The 16922-nt window shown below is 72.7% G+C and carries 13 protein-coding genes; 3 read left to right on the top strand and 10 right to left on the bottom strand.

The window, feature by feature from the left end; all coding sequences use genetic code 11:
• Positions 1 to 14: 14 nt before the first annotated feature.
• The 6 genes from ABZU76_RS30840 to ABZU76_RS30865 all read right to left on the bottom strand — a co-directional run bounded on the left by ABZU76_RS30840 (position 15) and on the right by ABZU76_RS30865 (position 10266).
• Positions 15 to 5036, bottom strand: a complete 5022-nt coding sequence (locus ABZU76_RS30840) for an RHS repeat-associated core domain-containing protein (RefSeq protein ID WP_354875587.1) — start codon at positions 5034 to 5036, stop codon at positions 15 to 17.
• Positions 5037 to 5084: 48 nt separating this feature from the next.
• Entirely contained in the window at positions 5085 to 5783 is a 699-nt protein-coding gene (locus tag ABZU76_RS30845; RefSeq protein WP_354875731.1) for a flavin reductase family protein, read from the bottom strand.
• An 85-nt stretch (positions 5784 to 5868) separates the two neighbouring features.
• Positions 5869 to 6684: a xanthine dehydrogenase family protein subunit M gene (locus ABZU76_RS30850; RefSeq protein ID WP_354875589.1), complete on the bottom strand. Its 816-nt coding sequence runs from the start codon at positions 6682 to 6684 to the stop codon at positions 5869 to 5871.
• On the bottom strand, positions 6681 to 7151 hold the full coding sequence (locus tag ABZU76_RS30855) for a (2Fe-2S)-binding protein (protein WP_220241316.1): 471 nt from the start codon (positions 7149 to 7151) through the stop codon (positions 6681 to 6683). The genes ABZU76_RS30850 and ABZU76_RS30855 overlap by 4 nt, the downstream gene beginning before the upstream one ends.
• A gap of 1 nt (position 7152) precedes the next feature.
• Entirely contained in the window at positions 7153 to 9417 is a 2265-nt protein-coding gene (locus tag ABZU76_RS30860) for a xanthine dehydrogenase family protein molybdopterin-binding subunit (protein ID WP_354875591.1), read from the bottom strand.
• A gap of 84 nt (positions 9418 to 9501) precedes the next feature.
• Positions 9502 to 10266, bottom strand: coding sequence for a sulfite exporter TauE/SafE family protein (locus ABZU76_RS30865; RefSeq protein WP_354875733.1), 765 nt, complete (start codon positions 10264 to 10266; stop codon positions 9502 to 9504).
• 163 nt (positions 10267 to 10429) lie between these two features.
• Here ABZU76_RS30865 and ABZU76_RS30870 point away from each other — a divergent pair, with 163 nt between their 5' ends.
• The gene (locus tag ABZU76_RS30870; protein ID WP_354875593.1) at positions 10430 to 11413 is read left to right on the top strand and encodes a LacI family DNA-binding transcriptional regulator; all 984 of its coding nucleotides are present in this window, start codon (positions 10430 to 10432) and stop codon (positions 11411 to 11413) included.
• Positions 11414 to 11437: 24 nt separating this feature from the next.
• Here ABZU76_RS30870 and ribA read toward each other — a convergent pair whose 3' ends face one another.
• Positions 11438 to 12073 (bottom strand): GTP cyclohydrolase II, encoded by a 636-nt coding sequence (gene ribA / locus ABZU76_RS30875; protein WP_354875595.1) that lies wholly within the window; start codon positions 12071 to 12073, stop codon positions 11438 to 11440.
• Positions 12074 to 12171: 98 nt separating this feature from the next.
• Between ribA and ABZU76_RS30880 the strand changes: the two genes are divergently transcribed.
• Positions 12172 to 12651, top strand: coding sequence for a MarR family winged helix-turn-helix transcriptional regulator (locus ABZU76_RS30880; protein WP_220241321.1), 480 nt, complete (start codon positions 12172 to 12174; stop codon positions 12649 to 12651).
• Positions 12652 to 12667: 16 nt separating this feature from the next.
• Here ABZU76_RS30880 and ABZU76_RS30885 read toward each other — a convergent pair whose 3' ends face one another.
• From ABZU76_RS30885 to ABZU76_RS30895, 3 genes are all read right to left on the bottom strand, one after another.
• On the bottom strand, positions 12668 to 13408 hold the full coding sequence (locus tag ABZU76_RS30885) for an FHA domain-containing protein (protein WP_354875597.1): 741 nt from the start codon (positions 13406 to 13408) through the stop codon (positions 12668 to 12670).
• 67 nt (positions 13409 to 13475) lie between these two features.
• On the bottom strand, positions 13476 to 14309 hold the full coding sequence (locus ABZU76_RS30890; RefSeq protein ID WP_354875599.1) for an FHA domain-containing protein: 834 nt from the start codon (positions 14307 to 14309) through the stop codon (positions 13476 to 13478).
• Positions 14306 to 16126: a serine/threonine-protein kinase gene (locus ABZU76_RS30895; RefSeq protein WP_354875601.1), complete on the bottom strand. Its 1821-nt coding sequence runs from the start codon at positions 16124 to 16126 to the stop codon at positions 14306 to 14308. The genes ABZU76_RS30890 and ABZU76_RS30895 overlap by 4 nt, the downstream gene beginning before the upstream one ends.
• Positions 16127 to 16468: 342 nt before the next feature.
• Between ABZU76_RS30895 and ABZU76_RS30900 the strand changes: the two genes are divergently transcribed.
• Positions 16469 to 16906 (top strand): DUF3040 domain-containing protein, encoded by a 438-nt coding sequence (locus ABZU76_RS30900; RefSeq protein WP_354875603.1) that lies wholly within the window; start codon positions 16469 to 16471, stop codon positions 16904 to 16906.
• The last annotated feature ends 16 nt before the right edge of the window (positions 16907 to 16922 follow it).

Consider the following 16922-nt stretch of genomic DNA (forward strand, 5'->3'; position numbering starts at 1 on the left):
GACTGCGCGCCGGGTCAGCGGCGCTTCGCGATGTCCGCCCACGACGGTTTCGGCGGCGCCGTCGAACTGCTCGGCGCCGGGCCTGAAGGAGCAGGAGCCGGTGCCGGTGTGGGCGTCGGAGCGAGTGCGGGAGCCGGGGTGGGAGCCGCCGGTGCGGGAGCCGGCGCCGGGGCCGGCGCGGCCTGCGGCAACGGGCGCGCGGGCAGCGTGGGGTCCGAGTGCCCCGACGGGCGGATCCCGAACTGCCCCAGCACGTGGTCGCACGTCGTGCAGGGCGGGAAGTAGCGGCCCTGCCGGTCGCCGAGCCCGCCCGTCTTGCTGTCGACACCCGCGATGCCCATCCGGCCGCCGTTGAGGTCGTCGAGCCGGTTCTGCAGCGCCTGCCCCGTCAGGGGACGGCCGCGGCTGTCGTGCAGCGCCTGGTTGACCGCGTCCATCTCGGCGCACCCGCCGTGCTGGAGGTTCTCCGCGCGTCGGTTCGGCGGCACGTTGTTCAGCGCCTGCGTGAGCCGCGGGTGCTGCGTCGTGCCGCCCGGCAGCTTGTGGGTCTCGGGGTTGCGGCCGTTGAGCCGGTTCTGGTTCGCGTACGACCCTTGCCTGCAGGTGCGGATGTCGTGGTTCCCGCGGCCGCTGAAGCCGTAGAACGCCGAGTTCTGGTCGTGCCCGGCCGGGCGCAGCACCGATGCCATCGCGGTCGGGAAGTTGTTGCGCGACGCGATGTCCGCGACCTCTTCCGCTTCGGACTGCACGCACATGAACAGGCCGAGCGGGTCGAGCATCGTCGTCGGGTTGGGCACGTACGCGCGGGGGTTGGGCCCCGCCCGCATCCCGAGCGGGTCGCGCGAGAGGTAGTGCGCCTGCGCCGGGTCGTAGTAGCGGTAGAAGTTGTAGTGCAGCCCGGTTTCCGCGTCGTGGTACTGGCCGGGGAACCTCAGCGGGGTCGTCGCCGGACCGGCCGGGACCGCCGCGCCCGGCTCGGCGCCCCAGGCCGTCTGGCGCGCGTGCCAGACCACCCGGCCGCCGTCGTCGACGAGCTCCTGAGGCGAGCCCACGAGATCGGTGACGATGGCGTAGAAGTTCGTGTCCACCCAGCCGCGCTGTGCGTCGGGCAGCGCGCGTTCGGTCTGGCAGACCGGGGCTTCGCGACCGGGCATGCGGTCCCACGACATCGCGCTGGTGCCGTTGCGGACCTGTTCCACGAGCTCGGTGCCGTCCCAGGTGAACTCGACGAGCTCGTCGACGCCCGCGCCGTCCGCGCCCAGGAGCTGCTTGGCGATGCGGCGGCCCAGCGGGTCGTAGCGGTAGCGCCAGACGCGGCCGTCCGGGGTGGTGACCGCGAGCAGGCGGTCCTCGGCGTCCCAGGCGTAGAGCCACGTTTCCGTGCGCCCGGTGGGGGTGACGTGCCGGCGCTGCGTCAGGCGGCCTTCGGCGTCGTGGTCGTACTCCACACTCCCCGCGCGCCGCAAGGTCGTGCCGGTGTACTCGCGCGGTCCCGCGGTCACCGCCGCGGGCGAGCCGGGCGCGAGCGCGGGCAGGTCGGCGTGGCTGACGTTGCCCGCCCGGTCGTAGCCGTAACGCTCCAGCCAGCCGGGGCCGGTCACGGAGACCACCCGGCCCGCCGCGTCGAGGTCGTAGCGGCGCGGCCCGCCGAGCTGGTCGGTGACACCGACGAGCTCGCCGCTCGCGCGGTAGTCGTAGGACCGGCTCTGCACCGGCTGCGCGGCCGCGCGGGCGAACACGGACTGGTCGCGCAGGCGGTCGCGCGCGTCCCAGCCGTGGGTGAGCACGACATCGGCGCCGATGCTCCGCTCGACCTCCCGGCCCACCGGGTCGAAGCGGAACCGGATGGCGCGGCCCGCCGTGTGCAGCGCGACCGGCCGGCCCAGCGGGTCGTACTCCCAGCGGCTCTCCGCGCCCGACGGGGTCCGGCGCAGCAGCCGCCGCCCCACGTGGTCGAACTCGGACACGACGGAGCGGCCGTTGACGGTCTCGACCATCCGCCGGCCCGTGGCGGTGTGCTCGTAGTCGAAGCGGACCTCGGCGTCGTCGTTGCGCGCCCGGCGCAGCCGGCCCGTGGCGTCGTAGGCGAAGGTGGCGACCTGCTCGCCCGCGCGCCGTTCGACGAGCCGGTCCAGCAGGTCGTAGGAGAACCGCACCGACTGGCCGGCCGCGTTGGTCCGCTCCACCAGCCGGCCCGCGGCGTCGTGGCGGTAGTGCGTCACGCGGCCGTCGAAGTCGGTCTCGCTCACGAGGTTGCCGACGGCGTCGTAGGAGTAGTGCCAGACCTGGCCCCGCTGGTCGGTGATGCTGACCAGTCGCAGCTCGCTGTCGTAGGCGTACTCCACCCGGCTGCCGTCGGTGCTCACGGCCGAGGTCAGCAGGTCGAAGGGACCGATCTCGGTGCGCGCGGTGGCCTGCCCCGGCGCCGCGGCTTCGCGGAGGTTGCCCTCCGCGTCGTAGCGCCATTGGCGGGTCGTGCCGTCCGGGTCCACCCGGGACCGCAGCGCGCCCTCGACGGTCCACGCGAACCGCGTGACCTCCCCCGCCGGGTCGGTGACGGCCGTGGTCCGGCCGAACTGGTCGTAGGTGTAGCGCGTGACCTGGCCGGCCGGGTTCGTCACGGCCAGCGGGCGACCGTCGGGATCGGACTCGATCCGGGTCGCGTTGCCCAGCGCGTCGGTGATCCCGGCGAGGTTGCCCCCGGCGTCGTAGGCGAACGCGGTGCGGGCACCACCGGGGTCGATCTCGGCGACCGGCCGCCCGGCGGCGTCGTACTCGCGCCACCAGACCGCGCCGTCCTCGGTGACGAGCGAGACCGGCTTGCGGTCCTCGTTGTAGGTAGTGACGACCTGGCTGCCGTCGGGGTGGGTGAGCGTGACCAGGTTGCCCGCCGCGTCGTAGTCGAACCGGGTGACGCGGCCGAGCTCGTCGACGGCCGCGACGAGGTTGCCCTCCTCGTCCCACTCCGACCGGGTGGTGTGGCCCAGCGCGTCGGTGCGCGCGACCACGCGCCACCGCTCGTCGAGCCGGTACTCGGTGACGTGGCCGAGCGAGTCGGTGACCCGGGTCCGGCGGTTGTCCTCGTCGTAGTCGAACCCGCAGTCGAGGTAGCCGTCCTTGCCGGTGCTGCGCACGCACCGGCCGGCGGCGTCGAACTCGTAGCGGTACCACATGCCGTTGCGGTCGTCCCAGCGCACGATGCGCCCGGCGTGGTCGTATTCGAAGCGCAGCGGGCGGCCGGAGGAGTTGACGACCTCGGTGAGCCGACCCTCGTCGTCGTAGTGGTAGCGGGCGAGCTCGACGCCTTCGCCCCCGTCGTCGAGCCGCAGAGCGCGGATCAGCCCGGCCTCGGCGGACACGGTGACGCGGTGTCCCGCCGAATGGGTCAGCACCACCGGGGTGCCCGCGGCGTCGCGCTCGATGTCGATCCGGTTGCCGTTGCCGTCCATGATCGTGCTGAGCGGCAGCTCTCCGGTCCCGGTCGCGGCGAAGTGCCACACCTGGTCGAGCTCGCGGTTCACGATCACGAACCCGCCGTCGCCGGCCCGGTGCAGCGGCCGGCGCGAGCCGGAGACCGGCAGCACCGGCCCGTCCTCACCCGGCACCGGGTAGGACAGCAGCGTCCCGTCGGCGGCGGCGAAGTGCACGCCGTCGGCCTCGACCTCGACGCGTTGGTCCAAAGTGGACGCCCACGCGGCGCCGAAGGACCGGCCCAGCCGGTAGCCGGACACGTGGGTGCGGGACACGGCCAGCGGCAGCACCCCGCCCAGCACGACGTCGTGCTGGCGCAGGAGCATCCGCCCCGTCGCGATGTCCACCGGGTCGCCCGCCGTGGACTGGTCCTCGGCCTCGGTGCTGTTCTTGTGCGGGTCGGCGTTGTCGTCCTTGATCGAGCGGGAGCCGTCACTCTTGGGGGCGCCGCCCTGAGGAGTGCCGCCCTTCGGCGTGCCGCCGTCGAGCCCCCTGGGAACGGGCGCGGGGTCCGGGTCGGCCTTCGCCGGTGGGGGCGGGTCGTTCTTCGGGGGCGGGGGCGTGTCGCCGCCGTGGCTGCCGCCACCTGCGCTCGAGCTGTGCGTGGCGTCGTCGCCCTTCGGCGGCGGGCTGTGGTCGCCGGACGGCGTCACGGAGTCGTCGCCCTTGGGCGGCGTCGTGCCCTTGTCGTCGATGTCCTTGTAGCCAGTGCCTTTGGGCGTGCCGCCACCGTCGCCACCGGGGGTTTTCACCGGCGGCGCCTTCGGGGTGCCCGAGAGGTCCTTCGTCTTCGGCGGCGGAGTCACCTTGCCACCCTTGAGGCCCTTGAACGCCTTCCCCGCGTCCTCGAACAGCGTCCCGGCCTTCTTCAACAACGGCACCAGCGCCTTGAGCGCCTTCACCAGCTTGGTGACCAGGCCGGTGATCTGCGACGCCGTCTTCGCCACCGCGCTCACGACCTGCGGCACCACCCAGGCCAAACCGATACCCAAGGTGAACACGACCTGCAACGCCCAGCTGATCATGTGCCCGATCAGCTCGGAAATAATGTCGCGCACCAGACTGCGCACCGCACCGACGACCTCACCCGCGGTCTTGACGCCGGAGGAAGCGCCTTCACAGCCCTTCTGCGCCGCCTGCAATGAAGTGCCCAGGTCCTGTGCCCGCTGCCGATACGCGTCCGACGCGGACCCGGACCAGCTCTGCAGATCCGCGCTGATCGCGTCGTTCAGGTCCGACGCGATACCGCCCAGCTCCTTGGCGACGTTCGCCCACGTCTCGGACTGCGCCGCGATCTGGTCCGCGTTGCCCGTGAGCCCGTTGAGCGCGTCCTTGAGCGGACCGACGTGCTCCATCAACCACGACACACCGGCCGCCAGGATCGCACCGAACGGGTCCATCGCCATCGACAACGCATCCAGCGCCGTCCCGACCGCACCCATCGCCACCGACGCCCAGTCACCCGACTGGATCGCCGTCGACAGGTCGTTCGCGGTTTCGAGCAGCGAGATCCCTGAATACGCTTTCGTGGAATCCTGGGTCTGCGCGATCAACGGATTGTTCACGGACGTGCCCCTCCCCACCAGGCCTTGTCACCTCGAATTCACAAGTTATCAACTGGTCTGGACCCCCGCCCGGCGGGCCCGCTCGATGTCCGGACCGCGGTAGAGCCGCTCCGGAATGGACGCCAGCGTCGACTCGCGCACCTGCGGACCCAGGCCGTAGAGCTTCTGGAAGCTCATGATCAGCGGACGCCACGCGTCGGGGTCCACGCGGTCGTCGGTACCGGGCAGGCGGATGTCGTCGTGGACGAAAACGCGCTGGACGCGGACTTCCAGGCCCACGACGGAGCCGTGCTGGGTCTCGTCGTCGGCGGCGAAGGGGTGGGTGGCCTCGAGGACGGCTTCCATGGCCACCGGGCACTCGGCGACGCGTGGCGGTGCGACCGTCTCGGACGAGACGGGGGTGAGGCCCGCGCGGCCGAACTTGTCGGCGACGTCGAGGTAGCCGCGCTGCTGCTTACCTGGGGGCACCGGGTCCGAGCCCGTGGTGAGCGCGAGCCGGTCGACGGCCGCGGCGAGGGCGGACGAAGGCAGGTTCAGCACGCATTCGCGTGTGCGCCGCAGGTTCTGGGTGGTCTTCGAGCGCGCGCCCAGGCCGAGCATGGCTCGCCAGCCGAGCCAGAACGCCGAGGACATCGGGGCGAGGTTCGCCGAACCGTCCTCATTGGTCGTGGAGATCAGCACCACGGGGGTGCCGAAGTACAGGATTCCGGGCTCGATGGCCGTGTGCAAGGGAAACGTCGTGTTCACGTTCCCCAGTCTGCGCACGCCGGGCGCGCGCGGCTGGCGGGAAACGGACGTCACGATCACGCCCGTTCCCCACCGGCCGAACGGCTCAGGCGATGCCCGCCGCCAGCAGTGCCCGCCGCGTCAGCACGCGCGCCAGGTGCCGGCGGTACTCCGCCGACGCGTGGGGCTCGTCGGGCGGCGAGGTGTCCTCGGCGGCGAGCGCCGCGGCCTCGTCGGCCGAAGCGCCATCCGCCAGCGCCTTCTCCGTCGCCGCGGCCCGCAGCGGGGTGCCGCCGAGGTTGATCAGGCCCACGGATTTGCCGACCACCGCGACGCCCACGATCGCCCAGTCGATGTTCCGGCGCGTGAACTTCTCGAAGCCCCAGCCCAGTCCGGCCTGGCTGGGCAGGCGGATCTCGGTCAGCAGCTCGTCCGGCTCCAGCGGCGTGGTGAACGGGCCCAGGAAGAACTCGGACGCCGGGATGCGCCGCTCCCCCGCCGGACCGCGCGCGACGAGCACGCCGTCGGACGCGAGGATCACCGCGGGCAGGTCGGCGGCCGAGTCGGCGTGCACGAGCGAACCGCCGAGCGTGCCGCGGTGGCGCACCTGAGGATCTCCGACGGCACCGGACGCGTGCGCGATGAGCGGCGCGTGCTCGGCGAGCACCGGGTCGCCGTGGAGGTCGTGGTACCGCGACAGCGCGCCGATCACCACCTCCTCGCCGTCGAGCCGCACGAACTTCAGCTCGTCGAGCGGCGCGATGTCCACCACGACCTCGGGCGCCGCGAACCGCAGTTTCATCAGCGGCAGCAGCGAATGCCCGCCGGCGAGCAGCTTCGCGTCCTCACCGTGCTCGGCCAGCAGCGCCAGCGCCTCGTCCACAGTGGACGCCCGGCGGTAGGAGAACTCGGCGGGGATCACCGGTCCACCTCCTGCCCCGACGCCTCGACCACGGCGCTCACGATGTTGTGGTAACCCGTGCAGCGGCACAGGTTTCCTTCGAGCGCCTCCCGGACCTCGCGTCGCGACGGCTGCGGATTCTCCTTCAGCAGCGACACCGAAGCCATCATCATCCCCGGCGTGCAGAAGCCGCACTGGAGCCCGTGCTGCTCGCGGAACGCGCGCTGCACGGGGTGCAGCTCGCCGTCGTCGCCGGCCAGACCCTCCACTGTGGTCACCTCGTGCCCGTCGGCCTGCGCGGCCAGCACCGTGCACGACTTCACCGACTCGCCGTCGAACAGGACCGTGCAGGCGCCGCACGAAGTGGTGTCGCAGCCGATGTTCGTGCCGGTGAGCCCGACGGTGTCGCGCAGGTAGTGCACCAGCAGCGTCCGGTCCGGCACCTCCCCGGCCGTGGTCCGGCCGTTCACCTCGATGGAGACCCGCACGTCAGTCCGCCTTCCTCACGTCGTTCAGGGCCGCCCAGACCCGCATCGGGGTGGTCGGCATGTCCAGATGCCGCACGCCGTGGTGGGCGAGCGCGTCGACCACCGCGTTGTGCACCGCCGGCGTCGACCCGATCGTCGCGGCCTCGCCGATCCCCTTGACCCCCAGCAGGTTCCGAGTCGTCGGCGTCGCCATGTCCACGAGCTCGAAGTCGGGCAGCTCGGTCGCGGTCACGAACGAGTAGTCCGCGAGCGTGGCCGTGGTCGGGTTGCCGTCCTCGTCGTAGTTCACGACCTCCAGCAGCGCCTGCGCGATGCCCTGGCCGAGCCCGCCGTGGCGCTGGCCGCGGAAGGTCAGCGGGTTCACCACCGGCCCGGCGTCGTCGACCGCGACCAGCCGCCGCACCTCGACCTTGCCCGTCTCCGTGTCGACCTCGACCACGGCGAGGTGCGCGCCGAACGGGAACGTCGGCTTGCCGTCGCCGAACCACACGTCGGCCGACAGCGCCGCGCTCTCGGCCGCGGACACGATCCGCGCCCAGTCGAGCGTGGTGCTCGACGGCGCGCCGCGCACCTGCCAGACCCCGCGTTCCGTGTCGAGCTCCAGATCCTCGGCCGCGGCCTCGAGCAGGTCGGCCGCGAGCTCCCGGGCCTGGGCGATCACCTCGTCGGCCGCCTGCCGGACCGCCGAGCCGCCGAGCTGCAGAGACCGCGAGCCGAACGTGCCGACCGCACGCGGGACCTCGTCGGTGTCGCCGTGCTTCACGGTGATCTTCGTCAGCGGCACGCCGAGCTGGTCGGACAGGAGCATTGCCAACGACGTCGCCAGCCCCTGGCCGTGCGGCGAGCTGCCCGTGTACGCGGTGACCGAGCCGTCCTCGTGGATGTCGACGCGGCCGCTCTCGCCGCTCGCGTCGCCGCCGGTGATCTCGACGTAGGCGGCGATGCCGAGACCCAGTGCCACCGGGTCACCCGCGGCGCGGCGCAGCTCCTGCTCCGCGCGCAGCTCGGCGTAACCCGCGGCCTCGAGCACCTTGTCGAGCGCCGCCGCGTACTCGCCCGTGTCGTAGTCCCCGCCGGTCGGCGTGGTGTACGGGAATTCCTCCGGGTGGATGAAGTTGACCCGCCGCACCTCGGCCGGGTCCATCCCGATCTCGGCGGCGAACAGGTCCATCGCGCGCTCGACCGCGGCCGTCGCCTCGGGACGGCCCGCGCCGCGGTAGGCGGCGATCGGCGTGGTGTTCGTGACCACGCAGCGGCTACGCGTCTGCACCACCGGGAAGCGGTACACGCCGGGCGCCATCATCTCGGTCAGCGTGGGCAGGAACATGGCGCGCGGGTAGGCGCCGCTGTCCTGCACGACGTCGATCCGGTACGCGAGCACCGTCCCGTCGCGCTTGCCGCCGATGGTCACCGTGTTCTGCTGCGCCCGGCCGTGGGTCATCGCCGTGAGGTTCTCGCTGCGCGACTCGGTCCACCGCACCGGCCGCCCGACGGCACGCGCAGCCCAGCCGAGCAGGCTCGCCTCGGGGTCGGCGCCGATCTTGGCGCCGAAGCCGCCGCCGACATCCGGCGCGATCACGCGCACCAGTTCCTCGCCGAGCCCCAGAGCACCCGCTACGGTGGTCCGGGCGATCTGGGCGTTCTGCGTGGACAGCCACAACGTCAGCCGACCGTCCTCGCCCCACGCCGCCGATCCGCCACGCACCTCGAGCGACGCCGGCGCCACACGCGGGTTGAGGATCGTCTGCGTGACGACGGCGTCGCAGTCCGCGAACATCGCGTCGTCGAACTCCTCGGCGCCGTTCACCTGCATGACGTTGCCGGTGCCACCACCACCGGGGAACAGCTCGATACCGCCGGACAGCGCGGCGTCGATGCTCGCCACGGCGTCGAGTGGGTCGTAGTCCACGTCGACCAGCTCCGCCGCGTCGGCCAGCTGGTAGCGCTCTTCGGTGAGCACCAGCGCGACGGGTTCGCCGACGTAGCGCACTACGTCCGTGGCCAGGAACGGTTCGGTCACGGGACCGACTTGCTGAGGCGCGAGGTCGAGATCCGCCGCCGTGAAAACGCCGACGACTCCCGGTGCCTGCTTCGCCTCTTCCGTGTCGATGCCGGTGATGCGCGCGTGGGCGATCGGGCTGCGCACGAAGACCGCGTGGACAGCGCCGGTGAGCGCCGCCTCCCGCAAGTCGTCGACGTACGTTCCGCCCGAGGTGATCAGCTTCTCGTCCTCGACGCGCACCACGCGGGTGCCGACAATGCTCATCTGGCCTCCTGCTCGGGTACCCCGCCGATCATGCCCCCTGGGGTGCCCGCGCGTCAGCCGGGCACGGCAACGGTTCCGCTGCGATCAGCCCGCGTAGGCTTCGCGGGCAAGCATCACCGCGAGCGCGAGCCCGCCGATCGCGATCGCGATCCGCAGCGGGGTCGCGGGCAGGTACCGCACGAGGATCGAACCGAGCCAGGACCCCGCGACCGAACCCAGGCACACGGCGAGCGCCGCGGGCCAGAGCACGCGGCCGGTGAACGCGAAGACGGCCGCGGCGATCAGGTTCGCCGTGCCCGTGGCGATGTTCTTGGCCGCGTTCGTGCGGGCCAACGGCTGCGTCCACACGGTGGTGAGCAGCGCCAGCATCAGCACGCCCGCCGCAGCACCGAAATAGCCGCCGTACACGCCGACCAGGAACGCCGCAGCGCCGGTGACCGGGCCGATGCCGTGGCGCTCCGCGCCTTCCGCCAACCGGCGCAACCGCGGACCCGCCAACAGGACCAGCGCCGCACCGCCGATCAGCCACGGGACCACCACGGTGAACGCGTCGGGCGGCGTCAGCAGCAGCACGAGCCCGCCGCAGCCACCGCCGGCCGTGGTGATCAGGCACAGCGGCAGCAGGCGGCGCCACTGCCCCTTCAGCTCAGGCCGCGCACCGGCGGCCGCGCCCGCGGTGGTGCCGAGCATCGCGACGGTGTTGGTCATGTTCGCGACCACCGGCGGCATCCCGGCGGCGAGCAGCGCGGGGTACGACACGAGCGAGGCCAGTCCCGCGGTGGCGCCGACGAGGCCGGCGCCCACTCCGGCGAGCAGCAGGAGGACGAACTCGCCCGCGTCGATGATCACGCCCGCCATCAGAACACGCGCTCCCGCGCCGCCGTATAGGTTGTTATACATGTCACGTCCGGCGGAACGGACACCGCCGAACGGACGCCCGGCAACAGGCGGACAGGCGAGTACGTTGAAGAGAAGGCAACCCGCCCGGTGCTCGGATTCGCATGGAGGACCGATGCGCGTCACGATCGCGGAGGTCGCCCGCCGAGCGCGGGTGAGCAAGACGACCGTGTCCCGGGTGCTCAACAACAAGTCCGACGTGGACGCCGCCACCGCCGTGCGCGTGCGTGAAGTCATCGCCGCGACGGGCTACATCCCGAGCGCCGGGGCCGTCGGTCTGGCGAAGGGCCGGACCCGGCTCGTCGGGGTGCTCGTGCCGGGACTCTCGCCGGCAGGCGTCGGCGAGGTGTTGCAGGGAGTGGCCGACGTCGTCGAGGAGAGTGACCACGGCCTGCTGCTGAGCACGGCCGCCCGGGGCGCGGACTCGCTCGAGCGCTTCACGCACCAGGTGCGGGCCCACGCGTTCGACGGGCTGCTGCTGCTCGACCCGCCACCCGCTGTCACGGACAACGACGCGCTGCGCGACTCCGACCTCCCGGTCGTGGTCGTCGACGGGGCACGCTCGGCGTTCCCGTCCGTGACCGGCGACGACGCCGCGGGCGCCGCCGCGGTGGCCCGGCACTTCCTGGCGCGCGGCCGGCGCCACGTCGCCGTCGTGACGGGTCCCGGCGAACACGCCGCCTCCCGGCTCGCCGGATTCCGGTCCGTACTCGAAGAAGCCGGTTCACCACTCACCGGGAACGCCGTCACCGAGGCGGCTTCCACCGCGGGCAGCGGCCACTCGGCCGTGCGGCGGCTCGTCGCCTCGGGCCACGGGTTCGACGCCGTGTTCGCCTGTGACGACGTGGTGGCAGCCGGTGTCCTCACCGGACTGCGCGAAGCCGGCCGCACCGTGCCCGGAGACGTCGCCGTGGCCGGGTTCGGCGACCTGCCGCTCGCGGCGTTCACGCACCCGCCGCTCACGACCGTGCGCCGGCCCTCCCGGGCCCTCGGGGAAACGGCGGCGCGACGCCTGCTCGGCAAGCTGACCGGCGACACGCCTCTCGACGGCGTGACCGTGCTGCCGACCGAACTGGTGGTGCGGGAGTCGGCGCCCTGACGCGGACGATCCGATGTGGACGGTTCAGCTGGCGAGGCCGGCGTGGCCGAACCCTGCGGGCAGCACGAGGTTGTGGCCGGTGTGCTCGACCTTCGCCCGCAGGTACCGGACGTTGGTCTCCGTCGCGAACACGCCCGTGGGCACGCGGTCGCGCACGTCGAGACCGTGGGCGGTCAGCTGCGCGGCCTTGTCGGGGTTGTTCGACAGCAGGTCGAGCCGGCGCACGCCGAGTGCGGTGAGCATTTGCGCGGCGGCGGTGTAGTCGCGGGCGTCCTCGGGCAGGCCGAGTGCCGCGTTGGCCTCGTAGGTGTCGAGCCCGCCGTCCTGCAGCGCGTACGCGTCGAGCTTGTTGTACAGGCCGATACCGCGGCCTTCCTGGCGCAGGTAGAGCAGGTAGCCGCCGGTCTCGGAGATCCGGGCGACCGACTCGCGCAGCTGCGGGCCGCAGTCGCAGCGGGCCGAGCCGAAGACGTCGCCGGTCAGGCACTCGGAGTGCATCCGCACGAGCGGCACCGGGCCCGGCTCGCCGAGCACGAACGCGAGGTGCTCCAGCCCGTCGGCGAGCCCGTGGAACGTCACGGCCTCCGCGTCGACGGAGAGGTCGTCGCCCAGCCGCAGCGGGATCCGCACCCGCGTACGCACCTCCGCCACCGTCGCCATCGGCTGCTCCGTTCTCCCAGGTGGTTCAAATTCGAACCACGACTTGATCGACCCTACAACATGGTTCAAATTCGAACAACCTGCGTTACCATGGGTGCATGGCCGACCCCCGATGGCTCACGGATCGCCAGCTGAAGACCTGGCAGGCCTTCCTGGCGGTGAGCTCGCAGCTCAACCGTCGCGTCGAACAGCAGCTTCGCGACGACGCGGGGCTTTCGCACCCACAGTACGAAGTTCTGGCGCGCCTCGCCGCCGCCGGCGGCGCCCTGCGCATGACGGAGCTGGCGGGCGCGGCTCTCACGTCCAAGAGCGGGCTGAGCTACCAGGTCGGCCAGCTGGAGAAGACCGGGCTCGTCGGGCGCCGCTCGTGCGAGTCCGACGACCGCGGCGTGATCGCCTTCCTCACCGATCTCGGCTGGTCACAGCTTCGCGAGGCCGCGTCCGGGCACGCCGCGCTCGTGGGCGAGCTGCTCGTTGACGCGCTCACGCCCGAGCAGTTCGGCGTGTTCAGCACCGCGCTCGACACCCTGGAGTCCCGGCTGCGCGGCGCCCAGCGGCCGCAACGAACCGCCGTGTGACGCTCGGCACCCGGCACTACGAGCCGACTGTCCTCTGTGTCCAGTCGGGCACGCGCGGTTGCGGCACGGGTTCGGCGGTCAGCAAGGCCAGGTCCGGCGGCACCAGCACCGCGGCGGCCAGCAACGCACCGAGCAACAGGTCGTCGCCGCTCGCCGGGTGGAACCGGGCTCGCACGCCGTCGAGGGCGGCCCGCACGCCCAGCGAGGTCCAGTCGCCGCCGGGGTCCAGCACCGCGAGCTGAGCCGCCGCCCGCTCCGGCGGCACCGGCCGTGGCTGCGCCTCCCAGCGCAGGAAGCCCTGGCCGACCACGGTGAGCGCCAGCCGTTCGCGCGTGTCGAGCACCCCGTGCGGCGCGGGTCGCCCGGCGGGCCTGCCGTCGGCGACGTGCACCTCCAGCACGTGCTCCCGCCCGCGCGAGCCGTGCACGAACAACGGCAGGTAGCCCGCCGGCAACGCGACCGGCGCCGCGCCGGTGAACAGGAGCCGGGATTCCGGCAGCCGCAACGGGACCTTGCCCGTGGCCCGCACCCACCAGCGGTCGCGGTGGTGCTCCAGCACGCCGTGGCGGCGGCTCACCCGCCGGTCGTCCTCCCCGACCGGCACGGAGACCTCCGCGGTGTTGCGCCCGAACGTCACCGGACCCGGCGCCGACGGCGGCACCAGCACTCCCCCGGCGAGCCCGAGCACGACCAGCGTGCCGGGCGGTGACGCGAAGCCCCGCGCCAGGCTCGGATGCCCGGCGGGCAGTGCCCGCATCCCCTCACCCGTCACGACGCCCCCGCCCGTTCCCGGCGCGGGGCCTGCCCCACCGCGCGCCGCGAGGCTAACCGGGCGGCGCCGGGACCCCTCCCGGAGCGGTTTCGTCAGGTGGTTCGAGCAGCGCGAGGTCCGGCGGCACCAGCGAAGTGGACAGCAGGAGCTCCTTCACGAGGTTGTCGTTGAGGGAGTTGCCCACCGGCTCACCGACCTCTTCACGCGTGAGGCCCGCGACGCCGGCGCGCGCGAGCCGCGCCCGCACGGCGACCACGAGGTGCTCCACCCGTTTGGGCGTCCAGCGGCTGCCCGGCGCCAGCTCGGAGAGCTGCTCGGCGACCTGCCGCCACGCCATCGGCTGCGGGTAGGGCTGTTGCAGCAGGTAACGCTGAGCCAGCGAGACCAGCACGAGGCGCTCTTCGGGGCTCAGCCGCCACATGCGCGGCGGCTCGGTCACGTCCTGCGGACGCGACTCCGGCCGGCGTCCGTCCGCCCCCGACACGTACAGCTCCAGCAGGTGCTCGCGGTCGGCCGAACCGCGCACGAACACCGCCGTGTAGCCCTCCGCGAGCGGCACGGGCTCCTCTTCGGGGAACAACAGGCGCGAGCCGGGCAGGCGGATCGGCAGCCGCCCGGTGTTGTGCATCCACCACGCGTCGCGCCGGCGCACAAGGAAACCCTGTTTGCGGCTGACCTTCCGGTCGTCCTCCCCCACGCACACGTGGACGTCTTCGCGGTTGCGTCCGAAGAGGACTTCCCGGCCGTCGCGGGGCGGCATGCGCACGCCGCCGGTCACGGCCAGTGCGAAGATCGTGCCCGGCGCCGCGGGCGGCACCCCGTAGGCGAGGCTGCCGTGGTCGGCGCCGAGGGACTCGGCCGGCCCGCCGGATCGCAGCGCGGTCATGCCTGCGGCAGCTTCGCGACGACGTCGCCGGCCAGTGACGTGGCCGGGGCGCAGAGGTCCTGCGACGGCGGGTCGCCGTGGACCACCACCTTGATCTGCTCCACCGCGGCCTCTCCGTGTGCGTCGGTGTAGCTCCGGTAGACCAGCAGTGCCTGGCACGTGTCGTCGGCGAAGTCGTCGGTCGCGAGGTACGCGTCGTGCCCGGAGACCTTGACGAGCTGGCCCGAGTCGCCGTCCGGCGGCTGGTCGCGGTCGAAGATCACCGTGACCGCGCGGTCTGACGCCGAGCTGTCCCAATCACAGGTCCAGTCCCCGTAGCCCGGCACCACCTGCACCGGCGCCGTGACGCCCGCGGTGCTGCCGAGCGAGGCGGAGCTCAGCAGCGAACACGCGTCCACATCGGACAGCGAGCCGGCCGGGACCGGCGTCGACCGCGCGGGTACGCCCGCCACGGCGAGCACCTTCGTCGCCGACGCGACCGCGACGTCGGCGGGCTTGCAGGTGTCGAGGTTGTCGCCGTCGTCGTCGGACACAGTCACGCGCACGAGGTAGTGGTCCTGCAGCTGGATCAGGCGCACGCACGCGCCGTCCTGCGCGGGGTCGCCGAACACGTCGAACGGGCCGGAGCGCGAGCGCTGTCCCTCCGGCGCGGCGCCGCCGGAGGGCGGGTCCTCCAGCTCGACCTTCACGTCGGCCTGAAGATCGTTGCCACGGTTGAGGATCACGTCGCAGCGGTCGAAGTTGCCGTAGTCCGGGTCCACCTCGGGGTCGCCGTAGGGGCGCAGCGGCACCGCGTCCACGAGCCGGCACGGATCGGCCGAACGCGGATCCTTGCCGATGCCGAGCTTCGCCGGAGCGGCTGGCACCTTCGAAGCCGCGGCCGGGGTCGGCGGCTTTCCGCTGTCCGGCAGCAGGATCAGGGCCACGCCCGCGAGCACCACGACGGCGGCGACCGCTCCCGCGATCACGAGCCGCCGCCGGCGCCCGTCGGGCCGGCGGCGCAGCGGCGACGAGGGAGGCAGCCCGCCCGCGCCGGCGACCAGCAGGTCGTGCGCGGCGGCCGCGGTAGGCCGGTCTTCGGGAGCCGTCCGCGTCAACGCGGCGAGCACGGGCGCGAGATCACCGGCCTTGCGCGCCGGCGGGACCGCGCCCTCGGCCGCGCGCCGGATGGTCGCGTACTCGTTGCCGCCACCGAAGGGCGGAGCGCCTTCGACCGCGGAGAACAGCGTGGCGCCCAAGGAGAAGACGTCGGACGCGGCGGTCGGCGGGTGCCCCTGCGCGACTTCCGGCGCGAGGTAACCGGGGGTGCCGCCGATGTGCGGGGAGTCCGTGACCGTCTCGTCGGTGCGGACCGAGCGCGAGATCCCGAAGTCGGTGAGCTTGGCACGGCCGTCGTCGGTGATGAGGACGTTGCCGGGCTTCACGTCGCGGTGCACCACGCCGCCCTCGTGCACCGCCGCGAGCGCGCCCGCGACCTGCACGCCGATCTCGACGACCGTGCGCGCGGGCAGACTGCCCTCGGCGGTGAGGACCTCGGCGAGGCTGCGCGAGGGCACGTACTCCATCACGAGCCACAGCTCGTCGCCCTGGGCGACGACGTCGAAGAAGGTCACCACGTTCGGGTGCTGCACCCCGGCGGCGAGTCGGGCTTCGCGACGCAGGGTGCGGCCGCTGACCGCATCGGAAAGCCGCGCCTGCTTGAGTGCCACCTCACGGTCGAGCTGCTCGTCGTGCGCACGCCAGACCACGCCCATGCCCCCGGTGCCGATCCGCTCGAGCAGTCGATAGCGCTCCGCGATCAGCCGGTCACCCTGCACCGACGCTCCCCTCGGCGTGGTCGGAACCTCTGTGAGGTAACTCGCAGTGACGATACTGCATCACGTCCGGTGGCAGGAAGCGGCCCGGATCGCGACCACTCCCCCGATGCCCGCCTACGGTCCGGGCACGAACGACTCCCACGCCGAAACAACCACGTCGACGCGTCGATCCGCTGCGAGGTCGGAATCGACAAATCGTCCCGTGACGACTCGGTCGGCCCCGAGCCGGCCTGCGCGCCGTGACCCGGTGCCGGTTCCCTTGCGCGCCAACGGGAACCGGCGCGAATCCGCGCTGCGCTGCGTGAGCACCGGGTCACCCGTCCGGCCGATCAATCGTCCACAGTGGACATCGAAACCGGCACGGCGGTCCAAGATTCGACGTATAGGCTGTTATACGGATGGGTGCGGCCGGGTGAATCCGCTGCGGAGCGCCCGGATCGGCGATTGGATCACGGTGGCCGGGGGTATCTGGCGGACGTGACGGCAGGCGCGCCGCCGAAGGAGACCTCCATGCTCAGTCACCACGAACGCAGCGAGCTGGACAAGATCGAACGCTGGTTCGAGTTCAGCGATCCGGAACTGGCAGCGGCGCTCTCCCGAGGCAGGCCGGGGCCGAACCGTCGTCTGATCACCCTTTTCGCGGTGCTCTTCGACGTCTCGGCCGTCGCGTTCCTCGTGGCCGGTCTCGTCACCACGAGCCCCGCCTTCACGCTGTGCGCGCTGCTCGCCGCCGGCGGCGGGGTGGCGCTGCACGTCGTGCGCGGGCGCGGCCGCTCGTGACGCAGCGGGGGCCGCG

The sequence above is a fragment of the Amycolatopsis sp. NPDC005232 genome (genome assembly GCF_040607795.1).
Lineage (GTDB): Bacteria > Actinomycetota > Actinomycetes > Mycobacteriales > Pseudonocardiaceae > Amycolatopsis.